The organism is Carboxylicivirga sp. M1479, from assembly GCF_007097485.1.
Classification (GTDB): domain Bacteria; phylum Bacteroidota; class Bacteroidia; order Bacteroidales; family Marinilabiliaceae; genus Carboxylicivirga.
Genome location: NZ_VKDE01000001.1, coordinates 153,402 through 175,125, shown reverse-complemented (window position 1 = coordinate 175,125; position 21,724 = coordinate 153,402). Strand labels below are relative to the sequence as shown.

18 protein-coding genes are annotated in these 21,724 nt (G+C 38.3%); 12 read left to right on the top strand and 6 right to left on the bottom strand.

Annotation, left to right across the window (positions count from 1 at the left end; genetic code table 11):
- Positions 1–6 precede the first annotated feature (6 nt).
- The gene (locus tag FNN09_RS00765) at positions 7–2,766 is read right to left on the bottom strand and encodes an ATP-binding protein (RefSeq protein ID WP_143299559.1); all 2,760 of its coding nucleotides are present in this window, start codon (positions 2,764–2,766) and stop codon (positions 7–9) included.
- A gap of 246 nt (positions 2,767–3,012) precedes the next feature.
- Positions 3,013–4,914 carry a 1-deoxy-D-xylulose-5-phosphate synthase gene (gene dxs, locus FNN09_RS00760; protein ID WP_143299558.1) on the bottom strand — a complete coding sequence of 634 codons (1,902 nt, stop codon included), beginning with the start codon at positions 4,912–4,914 and terminating at the stop codon, positions 3,013–3,015.
- A 418-nt stretch (positions 4,915–5,332) separates the two neighbouring features.
- Here dxs and FNN09_RS00755 point away from each other — a divergent pair, with 418 nt between their 5' ends.
- The 5 genes from FNN09_RS00755 (at position 5,333) to hutG (ending at position 11,419) form a co-directional block, all read left to right on the top strand.
- A complete protein-coding gene (locus tag FNN09_RS00755; protein WP_143299557.1) occupies positions 5,333–6,355 on the top strand; it encodes an OmpA family protein in 1,023 nt (340 codons plus the stop codon).
- Between the two features lie 262 nt (positions 6,356–6,617).
- Positions 6,618–7,637, top strand: coding sequence for a radical SAM/SPASM domain-containing protein (locus FNN09_RS00750; protein WP_143299556.1), 1,020 nt, complete (start codon positions 6,618–6,620; stop codon positions 7,635–7,637).
- Positions 7,638–7,821: 184 nt separating this feature from the next.
- A complete protein-coding gene (locus FNN09_RS00745; protein ID WP_143299555.1) occupies positions 7,822–9,645 on the top strand; it encodes an ATP-binding protein in 1,824 nt (607 codons plus the stop codon).
- Positions 9,646–9,801: 156 nt separating this feature from the next.
- Positions 9,802–10,308 carry a hypothetical protein gene (locus tag FNN09_RS00740; protein ID WP_143299554.1) on the top strand — a complete coding sequence of 169 codons (507 nt, stop codon included), beginning with the start codon at positions 9,802–9,804 and terminating at the stop codon, positions 10,306–10,308.
- Between the two features lie 121 nt (positions 10,309–10,429).
- The gene (hutG, locus tag FNN09_RS00735; RefSeq protein ID WP_221932391.1) at positions 10,430–11,419 is read left to right on the top strand and encodes a formimidoylglutamase; all 990 of its coding nucleotides are present in this window, start codon (positions 10,430–10,432) and stop codon (positions 11,417–11,419) included.
- Here hutG and FNN09_RS00730 read toward each other — a convergent pair.
- The gene (locus FNN09_RS00730) at positions 11,403–12,098 is read right to left on the bottom strand and encodes a Crp/Fnr family transcriptional regulator (protein WP_143299552.1); all 696 of its coding nucleotides are present in this window, start codon (positions 12,096–12,098) and stop codon (positions 11,403–11,405) included. The two genes, hutG and FNN09_RS00730, sit on opposite strands and share 17 nt — an antisense overlap.
- Positions 12,099–12,491: 393 nt before the next feature.
- On the opposite strand from FNN09_RS00730, the gene FNN09_RS00725 reads away from it, so the two are divergent.
- The 6 genes from FNN09_RS00725 to FNN09_RS00700 all read left to right on the top strand — a co-directional run bounded on the left by FNN09_RS00725 (position 12,492) and on the right by FNN09_RS00700 (position 18,219).
- Positions 12,492–14,087, top strand: a complete 1,596-nt coding sequence (locus tag FNN09_RS00725; RefSeq protein WP_143299551.1) for a tetrathionate reductase family octaheme c-type cytochrome — start codon at positions 12,492–12,494, stop codon at positions 14,085–14,087.
- A gap of 2 nt (positions 14,088–14,089) precedes the next feature.
- Positions 14,090–14,710, top strand: a complete 621-nt coding sequence (locus FNN09_RS00720; RefSeq protein ID WP_143299550.1) for a cytochrome b/b6 domain-containing protein — start codon at positions 14,090–14,092, stop codon at positions 14,708–14,710.
- Between the two features lie 5 nt (positions 14,711–14,715).
- Positions 14,716–15,225 (top strand): rhodanese-like domain-containing protein, encoded by a 510-nt coding sequence (locus FNN09_RS00715; RefSeq protein ID WP_143299549.1) that lies wholly within the window; start codon positions 14,716–14,718, stop codon positions 15,223–15,225.
- A gap of 51 nt (positions 15,226–15,276) precedes the next feature.
- Positions 15,277–16,275: a rhodanese-like domain-containing protein gene (locus FNN09_RS00710; RefSeq protein ID WP_143299548.1), complete on the top strand. Its 999-nt coding sequence runs from the start codon at positions 15,277–15,279 to the stop codon at positions 16,273–16,275.
- 112 nt (positions 16,276–16,387) lie between these two features.
- A complete protein-coding gene (locus tag FNN09_RS00705; RefSeq protein WP_185968804.1) occupies positions 16,388–17,362 on the top strand; it encodes a porin in 975 nt (324 codons plus the stop codon).
- 17 nt (positions 17,363–17,379) lie between these two features.
- Complete coding sequence (locus tag FNN09_RS00700) at positions 17,380–18,219, top strand: sulfurtransferase (protein WP_143299546.1); 840 nt, start codon at positions 17,380–17,382, stop codon at positions 18,217–18,219.
- A 131-nt stretch (positions 18,220–18,350) separates the two neighbouring features.
- Here FNN09_RS00700 and FNN09_RS00695 read toward each other — a convergent pair whose 3' ends face one another.
- The 3 genes from FNN09_RS00695 to FNN09_RS00685 all read right to left on the bottom strand — a co-directional run bounded on the left by FNN09_RS00695 (position 18,351) and on the right by FNN09_RS00685 (position 20,195).
- Positions 18,351–18,731, bottom strand: coding sequence for a hypothetical protein (locus FNN09_RS00695; protein WP_143299545.1), 381 nt, complete (start codon positions 18,729–18,731; stop codon positions 18,351–18,353).
- A 4-nt stretch (positions 18,732–18,735) separates the two neighbouring features.
- Entirely contained in the window at positions 18,736–18,975 is a 240-nt protein-coding gene (locus FNN09_RS00690) for a putative signal transducing protein (RefSeq protein ID WP_143299544.1), read from the bottom strand.
- Between the two features lie 143 nt (positions 18,976–19,118).
- Positions 19,119–20,195, bottom strand: a complete 1,077-nt coding sequence (locus FNN09_RS00685) for an amidohydrolase family protein (protein ID WP_143299543.1) — start codon at positions 20,193–20,195, stop codon at positions 19,119–19,121.
- Between the two features lie 281 nt (positions 20,196–20,476).
- Here FNN09_RS00685 and FNN09_RS00680 point away from each other — a divergent pair, with 281 nt between their 5' ends.
- On the top strand, positions 20,477–21,724 hold the full coding sequence (locus FNN09_RS00680) for a DEAD/DEAH box helicase (protein WP_143299542.1): 1,248 nt from the start codon (positions 20,477–20,479) through the stop codon (positions 21,722–21,724).

Below are 21,724 nucleotides of genomic sequence, written 5' to 3'. Positions count from 1 at the left end.
ATATGATTAAGGTTGGTCTGGGAATGAAATAGAAACACATGTTCCTTTTCCTGGCTCTGAATTCATGTGTATCTGACCTTTATGCACATCAACAAAGCCTTTAATAATCTTTAAACCAATTCCTGTACCTTGTTCTCCCTCCGTTCCCATTTCCGATTGCATGTAAGCATCAGTAAAAAGCTGACTGGCTTTTTCGGGTTTAATCCCAATGCCTGTATCACACACGCTAATTAGGGTATTATCTTGTTGCTGAGTTAAGTCCATTACTATTTCTCCACCTTCGGGTGTATACTTAATGGCGTTATTCACCAAATTACGAATCACGGCATCTATCATAAACCGATCGGCCCACACAGTGCTTTGATCTAGGCCTTTATAAGAAAATAGTAAACGCTTTTGCTCAAGTTGTATTTTGTAAAGCTTATTTGTACTATCGAATAATTCACTCACTAAAACCAACTCGGGGTTAAAACGAATTTTACCTGATGAGCTTTTACCCCAAATAACCAAATTGGTGAGCAAGCCGTGAGCTGAAAGGGCATTGTCAAAAACCTGCTTTGTAAACATTACTCGTTGACTTTCGCTGCAATCAATTTGACTTAACAGATTAACAATTTGCACACTACCCCCAATGGCATTGTTTAAGTCATGCCCTAATATCGAAATGAAAGTATCTTTATCCTTGTTAGCCTTACGCAAGCTCTTTTGATTTTTCAATAAGGACTCATGCGCCAGTTTTTTATTAGTAATATCCGTAATCACTGAAATAATACCATCTGATTCATCAACGCTATTGTAATATGTCGACATGAGCATGACATAAACTAAGCCTCCATCCTTCTTCACCAAAGTGATTTCCAACCTGGCATAACCCTGTATCTCAATCTGCTGAAGACCGCTTTCTCTAAGAAGTAGGAGACTATTTGATTGATCCAAAATCCCTGACACCCCAATTGTCATAATTTCTTTGTCATCATAGCCCAATAGCTCAGCAAAATATTTATTCACAAACATAAAATCACCTTGCTTGGCCAAGCAAATCCCAACCTGAGCAACTGTAAATATTTGCTTTAATCGTTTCTCATTACTTTTTACAGAATCTTCGGCTTTCTTCCGTTTTGATATATCATTAATGCTAACCAGAATTTGCTTCCCATGCCTGTTTTCAATAAACACTGTGGATATTAAAACGTAAACATGTACATTTTCTTGCTGCGCTTTCACCCGCATAAAACCCTCTACCTGATTTTGTCCTTCTCCTGTTTGTTGAGTCTTTAAAATAGTATTACGTAAGATACATTGCGAGCAATATTTTGCATGTCCACACGGTACAAGCTTGTCCTGATTAACGCAAGAAATAAGCTGTCCTATTTGCAAGGATTCACCCACCTGAATATCTATTTTATAATCAAATACTTGTGAATGATTTACCTTAAGTACCTTCAACTGATTATCGACTAGAAACTGCGTTATAGGGGTATTTTCAAAGATAACGTCTAACTCCCTCTTTGAATCAGCTAATTGCCAATTAACCTTCTCTCGCTGCAAAGCAGTTGAAATAATATTTGCCACTGTACGAATTAAGTTCAAGGTATAACTCGTCCAGTGATGATCATCTCCACTATAGTTAACCCCTATATACCCCAAATGCTCATCATTGGCAACAAGCGAACTGGCATAAATAGCCTTTACTCCCTGCGGTTCAAACAGGGAAGAAATATCATTGGGTAGTTCACTAATATCCGAAGAAACAATTTCGTCATGCTGTTGTATTAAAGTCTTCCACGATGGAATTATATCAAAATCAACATGCTGCAGATAATCTTTGTATGGCTCTGCATCGGGTGCACACCATTCGTAAGTATTATTAAAAAACTGTCCAGAGGAGATGCTTTCGTATATATAAACACGACTAACATCTAAATAATTACCAAGTAACTCAAGCGCATTTTTTATATTCGCTTCAAAACCTTTGTTCGAGAGAAGGCTTTTTGAAATAGAACTAATTAGTGTTTGTTCTAATTCATAGCGCTTATCATCCGTGACATCGGCAAGGATAATAACAATTTTGCTATACGAAATCAGATAGCTCTTTAAACGAAACCACCTTTTAAATTTAGCATTATAGCGCTCGGCATTTAAGGGTTTGGTATCAACCAATAATTGATTCAACTCATCAATTGTTAAAATACCATTAAGGTAATCTAATTCAGTTAAACCCGTTCCAACAGCATCTTCATACTCCAGATTAGCATCGTTTAAAAAGGCCGGGTTAGCATCTGTAACAAGCGCATTCATCAGCTTACCGCTATGATCATATAAAGGCTCCAATACACAAGCACAACTGTTCATTTGCTTAAACAAAGCATTATGCTCTTCTACTTTCTTATACCTGTTTATAATAGATTTGATACGTAACGCAAATATCTCGCGATTTAGAGGTTTATTGATAAAGTCCTCAGCTCCTAACTGTAACCCAAGAGCAATATCATGATCGTTATTAATTGATGTTAGAAAAATAACAGGTATAGATTTAGTATGGATATTACGTTTGAGCTTATTACAAACTTCAAATCCACTGCCTTTATCCAACACTACATCAAGAACAATCAGACTAATTTTATAATCGTACAAATATCGATTAAACTCCTTTTCGGTGCTTGCCAAAAGAGGTATATAGCCAGCCTCTATTATAATGGTTTTTATAAGCTGTAACTCCGCCTTAGCGTCGTCATAAACTAATATTGTTGGTTTATCAATTGTCATAGTAAACTTAACTTTTAAGCATATAGTGCTAGGATATGTATAAGTACTATGCCGGAAACGCGCGCAAAGGTAAACTCTAGAAGTCTAAATAATAGTTAAAAAATTAGTAAAAACCCTACTTTTTGTCGCTTTTGCCCCACTATAGGGCTGTTTCAACCCATAAGCACAAAAAAGAAAACCCATCAAGCTTCAATACGTGATGGGTGAAATTATTTTGTTACAAAAGTTTTGTTTACTCAGTGTGCCTTACAACAAGCCTCGCAATGCTTTTTCGATACCTTCTTTATCAAAACCGCATACACCATACAATTCGGTCTGCGTTCCATGCTCAATGTATTCATCGGGTATGCCCAAACGTTTTACTTTTGCTGTGTACTCATTATCGGCCATAAACTCAATTACCGCACTTCCCATACCACCAATTATGGTTCCATCTTCTATGGTAATTACTTTGCTATGCTTTTTAAATACGTCGTGCAATAAATTATTATCCAAAGGCTTTACAAAGCGTAAGTCGTAATGAGCGATGGACGCACCATCTTTTTCAAGCTTATTAATTACCTGTCCTGCTTTTATACCGATTGGCCCAATTGTGATTACTGCCAGATCATTACCTTCTTTTAAACATCGTCCTGTTCCAACTTCAATTTCCTGCATTGGTCGCTGCCAATCAATTAAAGAACCATTGCCTCGTGGATAACGAATAGTAAAGGGGCCTTTATTGGGTAATTGAGCAGTATACATCAGGTTACGCATTTCCTCTTCGTCCATTGGCGACGAAACTACCATGTTGGGAATACCACGCATATAGGATAAGTCGTAGGCTCCATGGTGTGTTGCTCCATCGGCTCCTACTAAACCACCTCTATCTAAACAAAAGACAACGTTCAAATTTTGCAAAGCCACATCGTGTATAACCTGATCATAGGCCCTTTGCATAAACGATGAGTAAATATTACAGAAAGGCACATACCCCTCAATGGCCATACCGGCAGAAAAGGTAACGGCGTGTTGCTCAGCAATACCCACATCAAAAGCACGATCAGGCATCTTTTCCATCATTATATTTAGGCTACAACCCGATGGCATAGCTGGCGTAACACCAACAATTTTTTCATTTTGTTCGGCTAGCTCAACAATGGTGTTTCCAAAGACATCCTGAAACTTGGGAGGCTTAGGAACACTCGATTTATTGACTAGGCTTTGCCCAGTTATCTTGTCAAATTTATCCCCCACAGCATGCCATGCCGTCTGATTTTCTTCGGCCAGTTTAAAACCCTTGCCTTTTTTGGTAATAACATGCAGAACCTTGGGTCCTGGTATATCTTTCAAATCACTTAACACCTTTCTTAAGTGATCCACATCATGTCCGTCAACAGGTCCGAAATAACGAATATTTAGTCCCTCAAAAATGTTGGTTTGCTTCGTTAACAAGTTCTTGAGAGAATTATTCAGCTTGGTGATCATCTCTTTGGAGCGAGGACCAGTCAGCTTCATCTTCTCCAATAGATTGAAAGCTTCGGAACGTATTTTATTATAGGTTTGCGAGGTAGCAATATCAACCAAATACTCGCTAAACCCTCCTACAGCAGGGTCAATCGCCATATTGTTATCATTCAAGATAACCAACATATTTGCTTTGAGAGTTGACATGTTATTGAGACCTTCGAAAGCCATACCCGCCGTCATTGATCCATCTCCGATAACCGCCACAACATGCTTATCAGGATCATTATCCATGGCAGCAGCTTGTGCCATACCTAAACCAGCCGAAATAGAGGTAGAAGAATGACCAACACCAAAGGCATCGTACTCACTTTCAAAAATATTAGGAAATCCACTTATCCCTTTAAATTTACGGTTGGTATGAAACACATCACGACGACCAGTGAGTATTTTATGGCCATAAGCCTGATGTCCCACATCCCAAATTATTTTATCATCGGGGGTGTTAAAAACATATTGCAGAGCCACCGACAACTCAACAACACCTAAACTTGCTCCAAAATGCCCCGGATTGCAAGACAGTGCATCAATAATAAAATCCCTTAATTCGTCACATACTTGTGGTAGGTTTTCTTCGCCTACCTGCTTTAGGTCGTGCGGCGAATTAATCGTATCCAACAAGCGGCTTGAGCCTTCTTTCATGTGTCTATAATTTGTTTTAATTTACCACATGGAACTCGCCATTTTTGTCAAACTCCTGTGTGTTCAGAGCATTCTCATGGCTCGTTTCATACTCTTAACTCTGTGAGCTGATTAAACTTGTGTGTTCCAATGTGATTTTAACCTCGCAAAGATAATAAGAATGGTATTATGTGCGTGCTGTTCGGCTAATTTACATTGGATGTGAATAAGAATTTTAGCAAAAAGCAAGCTCATGCCTATTGGAGATCACAAGCACTATTTTCGAAGATTCAGTTTTTTTTTGTCATCTTTGATGATGTAAACAACCATATTAAACATGAAACGACCATGTAAATTTGATTCTCCAAATTTTCATACAGGAGGATGATAAAATTTACTTGAGAGTTCCATATGACAAATGAAAGCAAATTATAACCATATGAAATATTTCTTGAATATAATTTTGATTTTACTACTCGCATCAGCGTGTGTGCCATTAAAGCAATTTGATGAAATAAAAGATGAAAATGAATTATTAAGCGACGAAGCAGAGGAAGCTACCCAAGAAAATGACGCTTTAAAAGTTCAGAATAGAGAGTTAGAATCAGATCTTAACCGTTACAAGAATAAAGTTGAGCTACTCGCTCGTGATACAGCACGATTGGGTCGACAAAACAGACGTTTACAAAGACGCTACGATGACTTAAACGCCAACTATGCAGATGTATTAGGCGGTCTTAAAGCGACTTCTACTAAAGATGTTGACAATAAAAAGCTATTATCGTTCTTACAACAACTGCAAGAAGACCTGCAAAAACGAGAAGATGATTTAATGAATGCAGAACAAGCTCTTATTGACAAAAAAAGAAACCTGAGAGAAGCACAGCAGGAGTTAGAAACGGCACAGAATGAGTTAAGTGAAAAAAATCAGCGCTTGGCTGAGTTAGAAGCATTGCTCAACAAAAAGGATGATGCCATGCATGCCCTAAAAAGCTCCATCAGCAATGCCTTAACGGGCTTCTCAAGTGATGAGCTGCAAGTGTATATGAAAAATGGCAAAGTGTACGTTTCTTTGGAAGAAAAACTACTGTTCCCATCGGGCCGCTACGATGTTAACGAAGAGGGACAAAGAGCCTTAAAAAAGATTGGCCGTGTACTTGAAAACAACAACGACATTAACATTGTGGTTGAAGGACATACCGATAACATACCTTACCGCGGAAAAGCTGAGCTTCAAGACAACTGGGACTTAAGTGTTAAACGTGCCACATCGGTGGTAAGAATACTTATTAGCAACAGCAAGTTACCTCCATCACGTATTACAGCAGCCGGAAGAGGTGAACACATTCCTTTGGTTAATGGCAAGGATACTGCATCGCTTCAACGCAACAGGCGAACCGAAATAATTCTAACACCGCGTTGGTCTGAAGTATTGGATTTATTGGATATGAACGACCAGTAATATCAATCGACCATGTAAATTCAATCAATAAAATGGCACACAGGGCAATGATCGCAGGGAAATTGCTTTTAAAACTAATTACACCACCCCGCCTGTCGGCACCCCTCCTAAAATTCAGGAGGGGACGATTTTTCACCCCTCTCATCCTTGCCAAGGAGGAGTACCACGAAGTGGGGAGGTGGTTAAAATGCTTAAAAGCGAATTCCCTGGCAATGATCGAATTTATTTGGGAGTTCCACATGACCACTAAAAAATAATTTAAATGATGCAAATCAGAAGCACTTTATTACATGCTTGGGCTATTCTAAAAACAATGAGCCTGCGACGCATATGTAATGCAGTGCGCTTAGTTAGTTCATACCTACTTAGCTATTATGGTGCTCAGTTTAAGTTAAGCGGACAACCAATGGCCTTTGCCATTGAACCAACCAGCATGTGCAACCTGAAGTGCCCCGAATGTCCTACGGGAGCCAATCTTTTAAAACGCCCGCGTGGCTTTATGGATATCCAACACTATGGAAAACTATTAAAACAGCTATCGCCTGAACTAATGTATTTAAACCTTTATGTTCAGGGAGAACCATTAATGCACCCACAGTTTGCCAACATGGTGGTGCAAGCATCAAAACTGAAACTATTTACCTCAACTTCTACCAACGGCCATTACATGACACCAACCTTGGCCCAACAATTAGTAGAGGGTGGCTTAACACGACTTATATTCTCTGTGGATGGCACTAGTCAGGAAAGTTATGGACTGTATCGGGTTGGCGGTAGCTTTCATAAAGTTAAGCAAGCCATGATTGATATTGCCAGAGCTAAACAACGCGCACGCTCAGCTTACCCTATTGTGGTCATGCAATTTATTGTATTCCAGCATAACGAACATGAACTACCTTATGTACAAAAACTGGCCAACTCTTTAAAGGTTGACAAGCTGGAAATTAAAACGGCGCAATTAAATGCTTTTGGCAAAATGCGACCTCCATTAAATGTCAAATACAGCCGTTATTCCGATGAATTGGGTAAGGTATTAAAATCAACACCAAATAACCGTTGTTGGCGACAGTGGCATTCAGCAACCGCCACCTGGGATGGCCGCTTTTCGCCTTGCTGTTACGACAAAGATGCACTTCATAGTTTTGGCAATACCAATGAACAAACAGTGCCTCAAATTTGGCATGGTAGCAAAAGCATCAATTTCAAAAAACAAATCTTTAAAAACAGTGCTGAGCATGAAATGTGCAGAAATTGCACTGATGGTCAAAAACTGTTTAATTAAAAGCTTCTCAACACAACTAAACCGGGCCCTTTACTAGTTTTTTACCATTAATTATTTAACGTTAGTAAAACTGCTGCTAAAATTTCGAAAAAATAAATAGATTAAGTGTTATAAATATTTAACTTTAGCAAGTATTCGATAAAAACCATTGATATTTCACACATATTAATGCCTTAAACGAACGATGGGAAGAGTTACCAGTGCAAGGCTATATAGAAAACTAGATATATTTATACGAAGGAGGTTAGGACCAACCTCTTTACGTTCGGGTGATGGGCTGCTTTATTGGCGAGAGCGAATTTTTCATTACTTCTCTATTGGCGCCTTATTTATAGGTTTAATTGTTTATTTATACTTAGGCTTAACTTTTATAAAAGAAGAGCAATATACCTATGCCATTTTTGCATCATTCATTTTCTTATCAGCATTATTTGCAACAATGGTGCGCACACTTCCCCTTAAATTTAGGGTTTCATGGCTCTTATTTCTGATTTACCTCATTGGCGTTTATTCATTACTGGAAAAGACCAACTCACCATTAGCTTATACATTTTTTATTTCTTACGCATTATTATCAGGCATACTAGTGGGACAAAAAAGAGCCTGGTTATCCGTTCTGGTAATTACTTTGACAATTACGGGCATTGGTTTAATCTTGTACAACCCAATATTTGTTGTTCCCTTTGAAGCAAGTGTAACTCTAAATGAATTTATCAAATCGTCATTAATATTTTTAGTAATAGCGCTCATTACACTATTGCCCTTAGTGAGCTTACTTAACGGACTTATTTTCAACCTTGAGAAAGAAACACGTTTTAGACGATTATTACGTCGCGAGCACGAAGACTTGGCTTTAGCTAAAAGTAAGGCTGAGGAAAGTGATCATTTAAAAACTGCTTTCTTATCCAACATGTCGCATGAAATTCGTACTCCTATGAATGCGATCCTTGGTTTTTCTAACCTACTTTCTCATCCGGATATTAGTGGAATTGAAAAGGAAGAATTTATTAATCTAATCCGTATTAATGGTAAAAACCTGCTTACTTTAGTTGAAGATATCATTGATATTTCCAAGATAGATAGTGGCCAGTTGCAGGTCAAGAATGCTCCGTGTAGGTTACACGATACAATGATGAAAGTTTACGAGTCGTTTATTGATGACATCAAACGGCGAGGCTTATTTAACCTAAAGCTTTATTTAAAAGAAGGTGTTAGCGATCAAAACATACGCATACTAACAGATGAACATCGCTTGCAACAAATACTGGTTAACCTGGTTGGAAATGCCGTTAAGTTTACCGAAAGAGGTTTTGTTGAATTTGGTTACACTCAAGAGAACGACCAATTCTTGCGCTTCTATGTAAAGGATACTGGCATTGGGCTTCCAAAAGGCAAAGAAAACGAAATTTTTGAACGCTTCTCAAAATTCAACAGTGACAAGGAGCGTTTATATGGCGGCACCGGAATTGGATTATCCATTGCCAAGCACCTAGTATCCATAATGGGTGGAGAGATATGGGTTGAATCGGAACCATTGGTTGGCACTACTTTCTATTTTACACTACCTTATCATCGCTTGACAGTACCTGCAAATACAGTTATTGAAACTCAAGAAACCGTTCGTGAATTTAATTGGGAGGGCAAAACATTCTTGGTAGCCGAAGATGAAGAAGATAACTTTAGGTACATAGAGGTTGCTCTGGCTCTTTCTAATGCAAGCTTAATTTGGGCACGCGACGGACAAGAAGCCGTAGATGTATTTAAACGAGTAAAAGACATTGACCTCATTTTAATGGATATAAAAATGCCATTAATGGATGGCTACAGTGCCACCCGCGAAATAAAAAACATCAGCCAAAACATACCCGTAATCGCCCAAACGGCCTATGCCATGTCTGAGGAAAAAGAAAAATCTCGCGAAGCGGGGTGCGATGACTACATTGCCAAACCAATTGGTTACGACGACTTGCTGACGACCATCAATCGCTTTGTTCCCAGCAACAGCTAAGCAATCTCCAAACAAAATATTTAGCCCCATTTCATCAAGTCTGACAACTATTCATACGTGTAAGCACAGGTATAACTGTCATACAATACAACAGTGAGAATGTTATCAGGGCCCTTTACATTCGCTGTAACTTGACAAACCAATAAACCACAAGTTATGAAAGCGAAATACATATTAATACTGATAGCCATACTATCAACTAGTTGCTCAAAATCTGTTTTGAGTGATGTAGAAATAACAGACGCACACCTTTTGAAGGTAAAAGTCAAGATCGAACAAAATATTAACGACGAAAGAGAGGTTCAGGTTTTTATTCGTGACAAAAACAATAAACCCATTGATCTTTTAAGTGGGCGTGTAATTATAAATGAACACATAGTAGCCTTTGACAGGGCTGAGGTAAATGCCGCAGGAGCACGTGGTTATATTTATAGGCCTTACGGTAATGAGCAGATTTTTAAAATAAGCATCTACTGGAATTCATACGAGTCGCATTCATTTATTTTAAGCCCACAAAACGGATGGCCTGGTTTTAGGTACTCAAACTGTTCATGCAGTTATCACAACCATGAACCCGATTATCTCTATGATAGCTATTCCTTAAAACCTGCACCCTTTCACAACGGAGAAATTGATATCGTTTATAACATCATGAATTGGTAGCGGTGTTATAACGATTTCCATAATAGCGAGAGAAGGTCCCAACGGGGGCCTTTTTTATTGCAGTTGATACAAGTCAGACAATATCGGCTAAATATCATTCACCTTTGCAAAAAAGAGAATGATGAATAGTAGGTACCAGCTTCCAACTCCATTGAGCGGACGAATTGATAGTACAAGTGATCAGGAAGCATTTCGCTGGCATCAAATCATTAAGCCAATAAATTTAAATGAACCGATTCAATTTGAGAAAACAGCAATAAACATATGCTTTCTTGGCTTTTGCAGTGATGAAGGTGTGAAACGCAATATGGGACGCGTGGGGGCTGCCAAAGGACCAGCCAGCATTCGCAAGGAAATGGCTAACTGGCCAGCTAACTGCCTCCCACATGTGCAGTTATTTGATGCAGGTGATATCACATGTGATGATGGTAATCTGGAAGAAGCACAAGAACAATTAGCTGTTGCAGTTAATAAAATTCATCAGGCTGGTTTATTTACTATTTTACTGGGCGGTGGCCACGAGATAGCTCTGGGCCATTTTAATGGCATAAGGGAATCGCTTGATGAAGCACCTGCCATCATCAATTTTGATGCGCATTTAGATTTGCGTCCTGTTATCGACAAGGGGTCTTCTGGCACCATGTTCAATCAAATTCATCGGATATGTGAAGATAAAAAAGAAGATTTCAATTATTTATGTATTGGGGCACAAACATACGCCAATACACAAAGCTTGTTCAATAAAGCCAATGAAATTGGTGCTCAATATATCTTAGCCAAAGACATTAGCACATCATCATACAATAAAATAGAAGAGCAAATAAGCAACTACATTAAGGATAAGAACCAGATTTACCTAACCATATGCTCTGATGTTTTATCAGCGGCACATGCTCCAGGGGTTTCAGCGGTTCAACCATTTGGCTTAGATCCTGATATGGTGCTTCAACTAATAAAAAGTATTATTCACTCAGGGAAACTTTGCAGCCTTGACATTGCGGAGGTATCTCCACGATTTGATGCAGATAACAGAACAGCCAAACTGGTGGCTGTATATATTTATGCTGTTATTAATTCCATGATTGAACAGAAACTTAACCAATCGTACTAATTTCAAGTAATTTATCCGGATTGAGAATTTCAATCTCGTTACAATGCACAGCAATTAGCCCCTCGTCTTTAAACTTTGTTAGAATGCGGGTTGTACTTTCAATTGACATACTAGCCAGTTCTGATAAATCCTTACGGGTTAATTGAAGCGGAAATTTATCCGTCTTATAAATACGATTAGATAAACAAAGTAATACATCGGCCAAACGACCGTAGGTTTGTTTTTTAGTCAGACAAAAGAAACGACCATTAATAATAACAGAGTTTTCGGCCAACATACTAATCACCTGACCAGCAAACTTAGTATTACTCTCAATTAATTTTCTAAAAGCACCTATTTCAATCAGTCTAACTGTTGAATCCATGTAAGTTTGTGCACTGTATGGGAAGGTATTATTTCCATCAAAAAGAGCAGTTAAACCTATGATATTAACCGCAGGCAATATCTTTAAAATCAGCGAATCATTCCCGTTTTCAAGATAAATTTTTGCCAAGCCCTCTTTCATTACCATAATATGTGAAGCAAAAGCCCCTTGCTTACAAATGATTTCCCCGCGCTTGTATTCTACTTCCACACTGTTCTCCTCAACATAAACCATCTCCTCATCTGTTAAGTCATCAAAACAACAAAGAGGGTTCTCACCTACTGAACATCCGTTATAAACAATTGATTTTGGCATAGCACCTACTTTAAAGAGTTACACAAATATAGCTATTGAATTTATAAAAACCACTCATCCCAAGCATGACATTACTCATTTTAAACATCTATTAATCAAGGTTAAACCAAGCTGTCTCGATCCAATACACTAATTTACTTGTAATGTTACATCAATAATACCGAACAGTTACAGCTCTACACCCGTAATGCGTCAATAAATTCCTTGATCTCTGTCAAAGCTTATTCTTTTTAGTTACAGATATTAGTGCGTTTTGTTGCAAGGTAAAATATATAGAGAAAAAATTCTTCAAAGCTATTTTTGCTACATATCCTTTTGGTTAAAAACATCCTAATTAAACAACAGGGGAAAACGGGATGACCTAAGGGTTAATGGAAAATCTAAAATCAGCAAATGAAAAATCAGTTCTCAAAATCGGTAATGGCTCTATTGGTAAGTTTACTGCTCCCGCTTGCCGTTTTGCTAATAACCCTAAAGGTGGCTGCTTATAAAGGCACACCCGAGGTGGTTAATGTTAAATTAAAATCGGAATACATCTCATCGGTAGATCACTCACAATTTGAAATTCTTCAGCAAGAATTTGAACATCCGCGTGATGTAACGGCAGCCTGTTTATCATGTCATACAGGACGAGATGAAGAGGTAATGGCAACAGCCCATTGGAAATGGGAGCGCGAAGAGGAAATACCTGGTCGTGGTGTTGTATCTGTTGGTAAGAAAAACCTACTTAACAACTTTTGTACAGGAGCCAATGGTAACAATGGTTCGTGCATGCGTTGCCATATTGGACTAGGATGGAAAGATAAAAGCTTCGACTTTGCAGACAATCTGAACATTGATTGTTTAGTTTGTCATGATCAGACTGACACATACTTTAAACAAAAAGGACAAGGGGGAATGCCAGCAACACCTGAAACAGCTAACGCTGCTTACCAGGTACCAGATTACCAATACGTATCGCAAAACGTTGGCTTACCTAAAAAGAACAACTGCGGTATTTGTCACTTCTATGGTGGCGGTGGTAACAACGTGAAACATGGCGACTTGGAAGAAGCCCTTTTATCATGTTCTAAGGATGTTGATGTACATATGGCTGCCGACGGTCCGGATATGGCATGTATAGATTGTCACACAACCGAACGCCATAATATACAAGGTAAACTTTACTCGGTATCATCGGCTAACCATAATCGCATTGATTGCGACCAGTGCCACACAACAACTCCTCACAACGATGCCATATTAGATAATCACTTTGAAAAGGTAGCTTGTCAAACCTGCCACATTCCCGAATACGCTAAGGCGAATGCCACCAAGCTTTATTGGGATTGGTCATCGGCAGGATTAACAGATGATCATGGCAATGGTTATTCAGAAGATGACGCAGATGGCAACCACAACTACTTATCGATCAAAGGTAATTTTGTCTGGGACGACCATGTAAAACCAGAGTATTACTGGTTTAATGGTACAGCCGACCACTATTTAGCAGAAGATACAGTTACCACTATTCCGGTTAAGATCAACACGCTTTTTGGCGAGTATCGCGATTCAACTGCAAAAATATGGCCTGTTAAAGTCCACAGAGGAAAACAAATTTACGACACAGGCAACAAAACATTGATCAGCCTGAAACTATGGGCAGCTCAAAAGGGAGAAGGTGCATTCTGGAAAGATTTTGACTGGGAAGAAGCTGCTCGATTGGGTATGGAGTATAACGATCGTCCATACACTGGCAATTACGATTTTGTTGAGTCGGAAGTGTATTGGCCAATTAACCACATGGTATCTCCAAAAGAACAAACCTTAACATGTGTTGAGTGCCACCAACGCGATGGCCGTTTAGCAGGTTTAAATGACTTTTACTTGCCTGGTCGTGATTATAACAAGTCGGTTGACTACGCAGGTTTTGGTCTCATCTTTTTAACACTCATTGGTATTGTAGCTCACTTCTTAGGACGTATTGTAGCTTTCTTTAAAAACAGATAATTATGAATAAAGTAAAAATATACAGTCGATTTGAACGCTTTTGGCATTGGTCGCAAATGGTTCTCATCTTGCTTTTAATGATAACTGGTTTTGAAATCCATAGCACATTTGAAGCATTCGGATTTGAAACAGCAGTACGACTGCACTCGGTAGCTGGCTGGGGCTTCCTTATCCTTACCATATTTGCCATCTTTTGGATGCTGGTAACGGGTCAAAGTAAGCAGTTTGTGCCCGTTCGTAACAATGTGAAACAACAAGCCATGTATTACCTCGTGGGTATTTTTAAAAAAGCTCCACATCCGGTAAAGAAAACAGTAGATAGTAAACTTAATCCTTTACAGCGCATCATCTACTTTGGTTTGATCATTTTGGTATTTCCAGTTCAGTTAATCACTGGTTTTGCCTACCTATTTTTCCATTATCCAGATAATCCATTTACGCTGGAAGGGCTTGAAGCTGTTGCTGTACTCCACACATTGGGGGCATTTCTATTGGTTGCCTTTGTAATGGCACACTTGTACTTAATAACAACCGGACACACTGTTACATCCAATTTACAAGCCATGATAACCGGTTACGAAGAATTAGAAACTGAACACGAAACTGAAATATCTAAAAACTAATAACCATGAAGAAACTAATAATATATACCGCATGCCTATTTGGGCTTTTAAGTTGTCAAACTCAGCCAAGTAATTTAACCGTTGATTTAATGGTTGAAAATGCATCAAAAATCATTACAACTGTTTCCCCTACCGATCTAATGAAGATTATGGAATCGGAGGAAATATTTAATGTCATAGATGTACGTCAGAATACCGAGCATTACTACGGATTTATCCCAGGTGCTGTAAATATTCCACGTGGAAGCATTGAATTTAACATTGCTACAGAAAACTTTTGGGAAACAGAAGGATTGTACATGCCAACAAAAGAAGAAACTTTAATTCTGTATTGTAAAAAAGGAAAACGCTCGGCTTTAGCCGCTCAAACCCTTATGCAAATGGGCTTTAAAAAAGTGCTGGTACTAGACGGTGGTTGGAAAAACTGGGAACTTTCATTCCCTGACTTTTGCGACAAAAACCTGGAGATGTTAGCTGGCGGTCCTGCCAAACACGATGATGGTGGAGGTTGCTAAAATATAAACTCAAATTTAAATCCAATTAATAATTATTAAATCTATTTTATTATGAAAAATCTATTTCGTTATTCATTTTTAATGCTTGCCATAAGTGCAATGCTTTTCACTGGTTGTAAGGATGATGGTGATGATGGAACACCTGCTATTAATCCAGCAGAGGTTTTAATGGATCATTTGGTGGACATTGACATGGATCTTAACCATGTAATTAAAAACTCTGCCGGCCAAAAGTTTGTTATGGGTCCTCCTAGTGATGGTGTAATTACTGGAAAGCACATAATTGATATCAGAAGTGCAGAGAAGTTTGGTGCAAGCCACATTCAGGGGGCTGTTAACGTTGATTTTAAAAACATTTTAACAGAAGCTGCTAACGCAACAGATCCAATATTAGTAGTTTGTTACACTGGTCAAACAGCTTGTTACGCCACTTCTTTATTACGTTTATATGGTTATCACGATGCTCAGGCTCTTAAATGGGGTATGAGTAGTTGGAGTGGAACAACTGATAGTTGGACTCCGCAAATTGACGACTTAGCTGATGGACATAATAACTGGTCGTATGGTTCAGAACCAGAACGTAAAGTTTATGATCTACCTACATTTACATCGACAGCCACAACTGGTGCAGATATACTAAAAGAACGTGTTGAGTATGTTATCTCACAAGGTTTTAAAACCGCAGGTGCTGGGGATGTATTAGCAACTCCAACTAATTATTTCATCAATAACTACTTTAACACTACTGATTATGGTGCTTTTGGACATATTGATGGGGCTAAAAGATTATTACCTCTATTAATTGATCCAATAGAACCAGCTGATGCTTCAATGACTAATTTAGATCCAAGTAAAGACATTGTAACATACTGCTACACTGGTCAAACTTCTGCTGTGATTTCAGCCTATCTTAATGTAATCGGTTATGATGCGTACAGTTTAACTTTTGGAATGAATAAATTATTCAATTCAAATAGCAACTGGACTACAAACCAATGGGGTGGCGATTCTAATTCGAAAGATTTTTCATTCTGTACGGACTCTCATTAAGCCATTAAAAAAACTTATTAAAGTTATCTACCTCATGGTAGATAGCTTTAATTTCTAATCTAACACAACTGATATGATCAATAAAGTCCTATTATTATTAATCTCTATGACCATGGCAGTCTCAACAACATCATTTGCACAAGGATGTGAAGGTGGAGCAGCTGACGATGAGGCCCTAAGAGTTTTTGGATTCTTACAAACTGAATATAGCAGCACATATGGGGAAGAAACGTCGAGTACATTCGGTTTTCGTCGTGCCCGACTAGGTGCTACAGGAAATATACCTTACGACTTCTCTTATTACGTAGTAATGGAAATGAGTCCGATGCTTAGCAGCAATGGAAGTGCCTACCTACTTGATGCATTTATTACTTATGGACGCTACGAATGGGCTAAAGTATCGATGGGTTCGTTCAAAAACCCTTTTAGTATGGATTTAGGCGGAACTGCTTGTAGTGGCTTACATACAATTTTTCGCTCTAGAGCAGCCGATCAATTAGTAGTACCACAACGCGACATGGGTATCATGTTATTGGGAGGCGATCGTAGCACTTTTATGCAATATCGTTTGGCATACATGAATGGTGCCGGACTTAAAAAAGACAATAACAATTCAAAAGATGTGATCGGCCGTGTTGTATTTCATCCATTAGATTTCTTATATGTTGGTGGTAGTTATCGTTATGGATACCCTACCAATGATGATGACGAACGTACATCATACGCCCTAGAGGCAGAAGTAAATCTTGGAAGTTTCAGAGCAATGGGAGAATACATTGTTGATCAAGGTGAATATGACCGCTCACTTGGTGGTGGCTGCGGTGGCGAACTAATTGCATTAGGCGATGAGCGCAGTGGTGCATACATGCAAGCAATGTACATGACCAAATGGAATATTGAGCCTGTTTTTAAGTATGAATTCTTTGACGCTGGCCTAAATGATTATAAAGAGGATATTATGACATTTGGTGTTAACTACTTCTTTAACGATTGGACACGCCTGCAAGTGAACTACTTGTACAGAGCAGAAGCTCCAACTGAAGTGAAGAATGATGGATTATACGTTCAAATGCAAGTAAGATTTTAATCGATAAAACAAACAATATGAAGAGATTAAGTATAATAGCAGCCCTTGTTATTTATACATTGGGAGCAGCTGCACAGGGCGATTTCATTTCGGTTAAAGAGCTGGCTGGTAAAATTAACAACAAAGAAGTGCTTATTATTGACGCCCGTAAATCAACAGAATATAAAAAGGTACACATTCGCAATTCAATTAATTTTCCAGTTGAGGAATTATCAAGTAAAACACCTATTGAAGGCATGCTTAAAAACGATGCTGAGCTATGCAAAGTAATGGGTGCACATGGTGTTGATTTTAACAAAGAGATTGTATTGTATTGTAATAAAGGTAGCAATGCTGGTCGTATGTACTGGATTATGAAAATGATGGGTGCATCTAATGTTCGTTTATTAGATGGTAATCTGGACGCATGGAAAGCAGCACGTAAACCAGTGACTCGCACACCTAAAATGCCTAAGAAAACAACTGTTACAGCCAAGTTAAATCGTTCATCGTATTTAACCATGAATGATGTAAAGACAAAAAAAAGCAATGGCAATGTGGTGTTGGTTGATGCACGTGCCGATAACTACTTTAACGGAACAGATCCGAAAAGTAAAGGTCACATTGAAGGAGCCATTAGTATCAATTCTGATTTAATGCGCGATGACAAAGGTTTAATCAAAACCGCCGACGATTTAAATAAATTATTCGCTTCAAAAGGAGTTACTAAAGACAAAGAAGTTATCTTGTACTGTCAAACAAGTACACGTGCTGGTTTACTTTATACGATAATGACAACAAAACTAGGATACACCAATGTAAAAGTATACGATGGTGCTTATAACGAATGGGTAACAGCCAATAAGGTTGTTTCTTAAAAACATCCCTTAATCAGTTAATTTTGATTTTGAACAGTCTGCTTCTTACCCTTTAGCAGCCTGTTCTTTTTTTGCAGTAAAGGATCGTAAATCGATAAGTAATATGCCAATCAAGTTACGATCCTTATCTTTTATCTGATAAACACCAATACGGCAATTAACACCCAAAATATCCACTGAAACATCTTAAAAAGCCCACCTTTAACCGATGATGTAAGTGCAATAACAATTTGAACAAGTGCAAAAAATCCGTAGTTAATACCTATAAAATTAAGCACCATTGTTGGATCGTGCATACAGTTTTCAAAATTAATACCCACCATCACAAGTATCAACGACGAAAAAATTTGATACACCGACACATAATGAAAAACTGAAAGAATCACATTCTTAGGTACAGGATCTAAATCACAAGCCAAAAAGGGTTTTAAATAAAGCTTTGTTCCGGCAGTAAAATGTCCAAGTGTTGCTAAACCAGCCACAATACCAGCTAATAATACCATTGTATTCATACATTTATGTTTTTAGGTTATTAATGTAATTCTTTACGATTATACGTGCTTCATACTCATCCTTAGCCAAAACAATAACCTTTGCTCCCTCCGATTGTATGGGATCATACATCGAATGATTCAAAATCGTATTCTTCATGAAATTGGGTATTTGAGCCGTTTCAATAAGAGAACGCACCATTTCTGCTTCCCATAATGTTCCGGAGTATACTTCAACAGTGGTTTCCTTATCTCGATTATTCATGAAAGCAACTTACAAATAGAAAGCGATTAAAGCAATAAAAAGTGCACCGTGAATAGTACCCAATGTAGATTGGCACAAATAAACGCCGATGTCATCGCTCAGAGCGATGACATCGGTGCTTGCAAGTTCAGATGCAACTTTGCCTATTCCTTCAGCTTAGTCTTAAAGAATCGTTCAGGATTATCTTTTGCAATGGTCATAAAATCTTTTTCACCCAAAAAAGCACGCAAGTCAATACTAAAACGTCGTTCAGTAGCTTCGGTCTCTACCATATAATAATCCGACCCAAACAATACCTTAGGTCGTATGACCTTATCTTGCAAAAGCACTTTTAGCAAAGGAAAAAACTCTTGTTCATTCAGCGTAAAAGAGATGTCGGAATATAAATTTGGGTACTTCTCCAGCATCTCCTTAATAACCAAAAACCAATTATCAGATTTTCCCGGATTATCAAGAAACTGTTTCCAATAATGCGATGAACCAAAGTGTCCCAAACACAATTTTAAATCCGGAAAATCGGCCATCACATACTCCCAATTCAAAGGATTGGTAAATTGAGAGCACATTACCTTACGACTCATTCCTTTGGTATCAATTTGATCTTTTGATTTTTGAAGAAGAGCGCGTAGTTCTTTCTTTTTACCCTTGAAGTGAACAGGGTTAAACGGACTGCAATGGGTAATCACAGGTAATGAATGCTTTTGACAGTATTCATATACAGGATACATTCGTTCGTCGTAAGGAAAGTAACCCAAAGGCGGATACACTTTCACACCTCTATAGCCCCACTCTTCAACACATAGTTTCAATAGTTCCAGATACCCCTCTCGACGCGGATCAATATGAACAAATGGAATTACTTCGGGACATTTTTGTTTGAGTTCACCCAATTCCTGCAGCTGATCTTTATAGCTACGCGGCACTTTCCCCGCTCCCATATAGGCCATATCCATAGCCAGAACACCAAATCGACTATCACGTGGATAAAACCGCTTACACTCTTTAAAGATGGCCTCTTGTGAACCTAGGCGACCAATTTCAACAAACTTAACGTAGCGATCAAAAGCATCGTTATCAGAAAACGGATTGATGTTATTCAAGATTTTTGAAATAATACGTGCTCCACGTTTAGTCGATAAAATACGTACCAACCCCAAAGGTAAAAAAGCTCGAGGTATATCAGTATCCTTAAACGTATGGATGTGACTGTTGTAAATCATAGTATGGTATTAGGTTAAAAACGGCAACAATTATAGTAAAAAAGTACGGAGGAATACTTATTTATTTTGGCTCCTAAACTACTACGTTTATTTTCTTCTAGGAGTAATCGGAACTAGCCTTAAATCATTTTGCCTCGAACCTGTACGGTAATGTTCCCAGTCAAGTATTTACAATCTTCAAACAAGGTATACGTTTGAATTATTTACATGAACTTGCCACATAGAGTATCATTGACAAAAATTCTTACTTTAAATCGTATCTTTGCCGAAAATAGTAAGAGATGAAGTTTGCAGAATTTGGCTTAAACAGTAAAATTTTAAAAAGCATTGAAGCCCTAGGATTTAAGCGTCCAACGGATATTCAGTTTAAAGCAATACCAGCAATTCTTGAAAGAGAAGATGTATTGGCCATTGCTCAAACAGGTACTGGTAAGTCAGCTGCTTTTGTTATTCCCATCCTTCAGCTCTTATTAAAAAAACAAAAGAACCCCGATAACGGTGTTCGGTGCATTGTAATGGTTCCAACACACGAATTAGCAAAACAGATTGCCGATGTATTTAAGCAAATTGGTAAAAACACCTCTTTAAAGTTCGCGGCTATCTATGGTGGTGTTGATCAAGATGATCAAATTGAACGATTACAAAAAGGCATCGACGTTTTGATAGCCACACCAGGCCGCCTGTTCGACTTCATTAACCAAGGAGTTGTAAAAGTGTACAATGCCGAAATGTTGGTACTGGATGAGGCCGATCATATGCTTGACTTAGGCTTTTATAAAGACATTGAGGACTTAATCAAATATTTGCCAAAGCAACGTCAGACATTGTTCTTTTCGGCAACCATTGATGCTAAAATTAAGAAATTAGCCTACTCTCTTGTTCGAAAACCTATTCGCATACAGATATCACCCAAAAACCCAGTTGCCAAAAATATCGATCACTCGGTAGCTTTTATCAACATGGATGATAAGCGTTTCTTTCTGGAGCGAATAGTAAATGCCAATCCCGATAAAAAAATATTGGTTTTTGTACGTACAAAAGTACGATGTGAGCGAGTGCTTAAAGCCATGGAACGAGTTAACATTACTGCTGTATCTATTCATAGTGATAAAACACAGAATCAGCGCGATGAAGTAATGAAAGCATTTAAAACGGGCGAAGTTAAACTACTTATCGCTACCGATGTGAGTGCACGTGGTGTCGATATCCCGAATGTTGACTATGTGGTGAATTATGATTTACCCGAAAAGCACCCAGAAAACTATGTGCACCGTGTTGGACGAACAGGCCGTGGTAAGCAAAAAGGATTTGCTATTGCTTTTTGCAGTGAAGAGGAAAAAGAACTACTTACCAACATTGAAGAGTACACTGGTTATCCTATTAATGTTACCGACATTGATCATGAAGAGTATGCCGATACACTTGACTTCTCAGCTGAAACTCACGCCGATTGGAAAACCCTAATGAGAGAAGCAGCAGCCGAAGAAGATGAGTATTTGGCAAAGAAGAAAAAAAAGAAGAAGAAATAG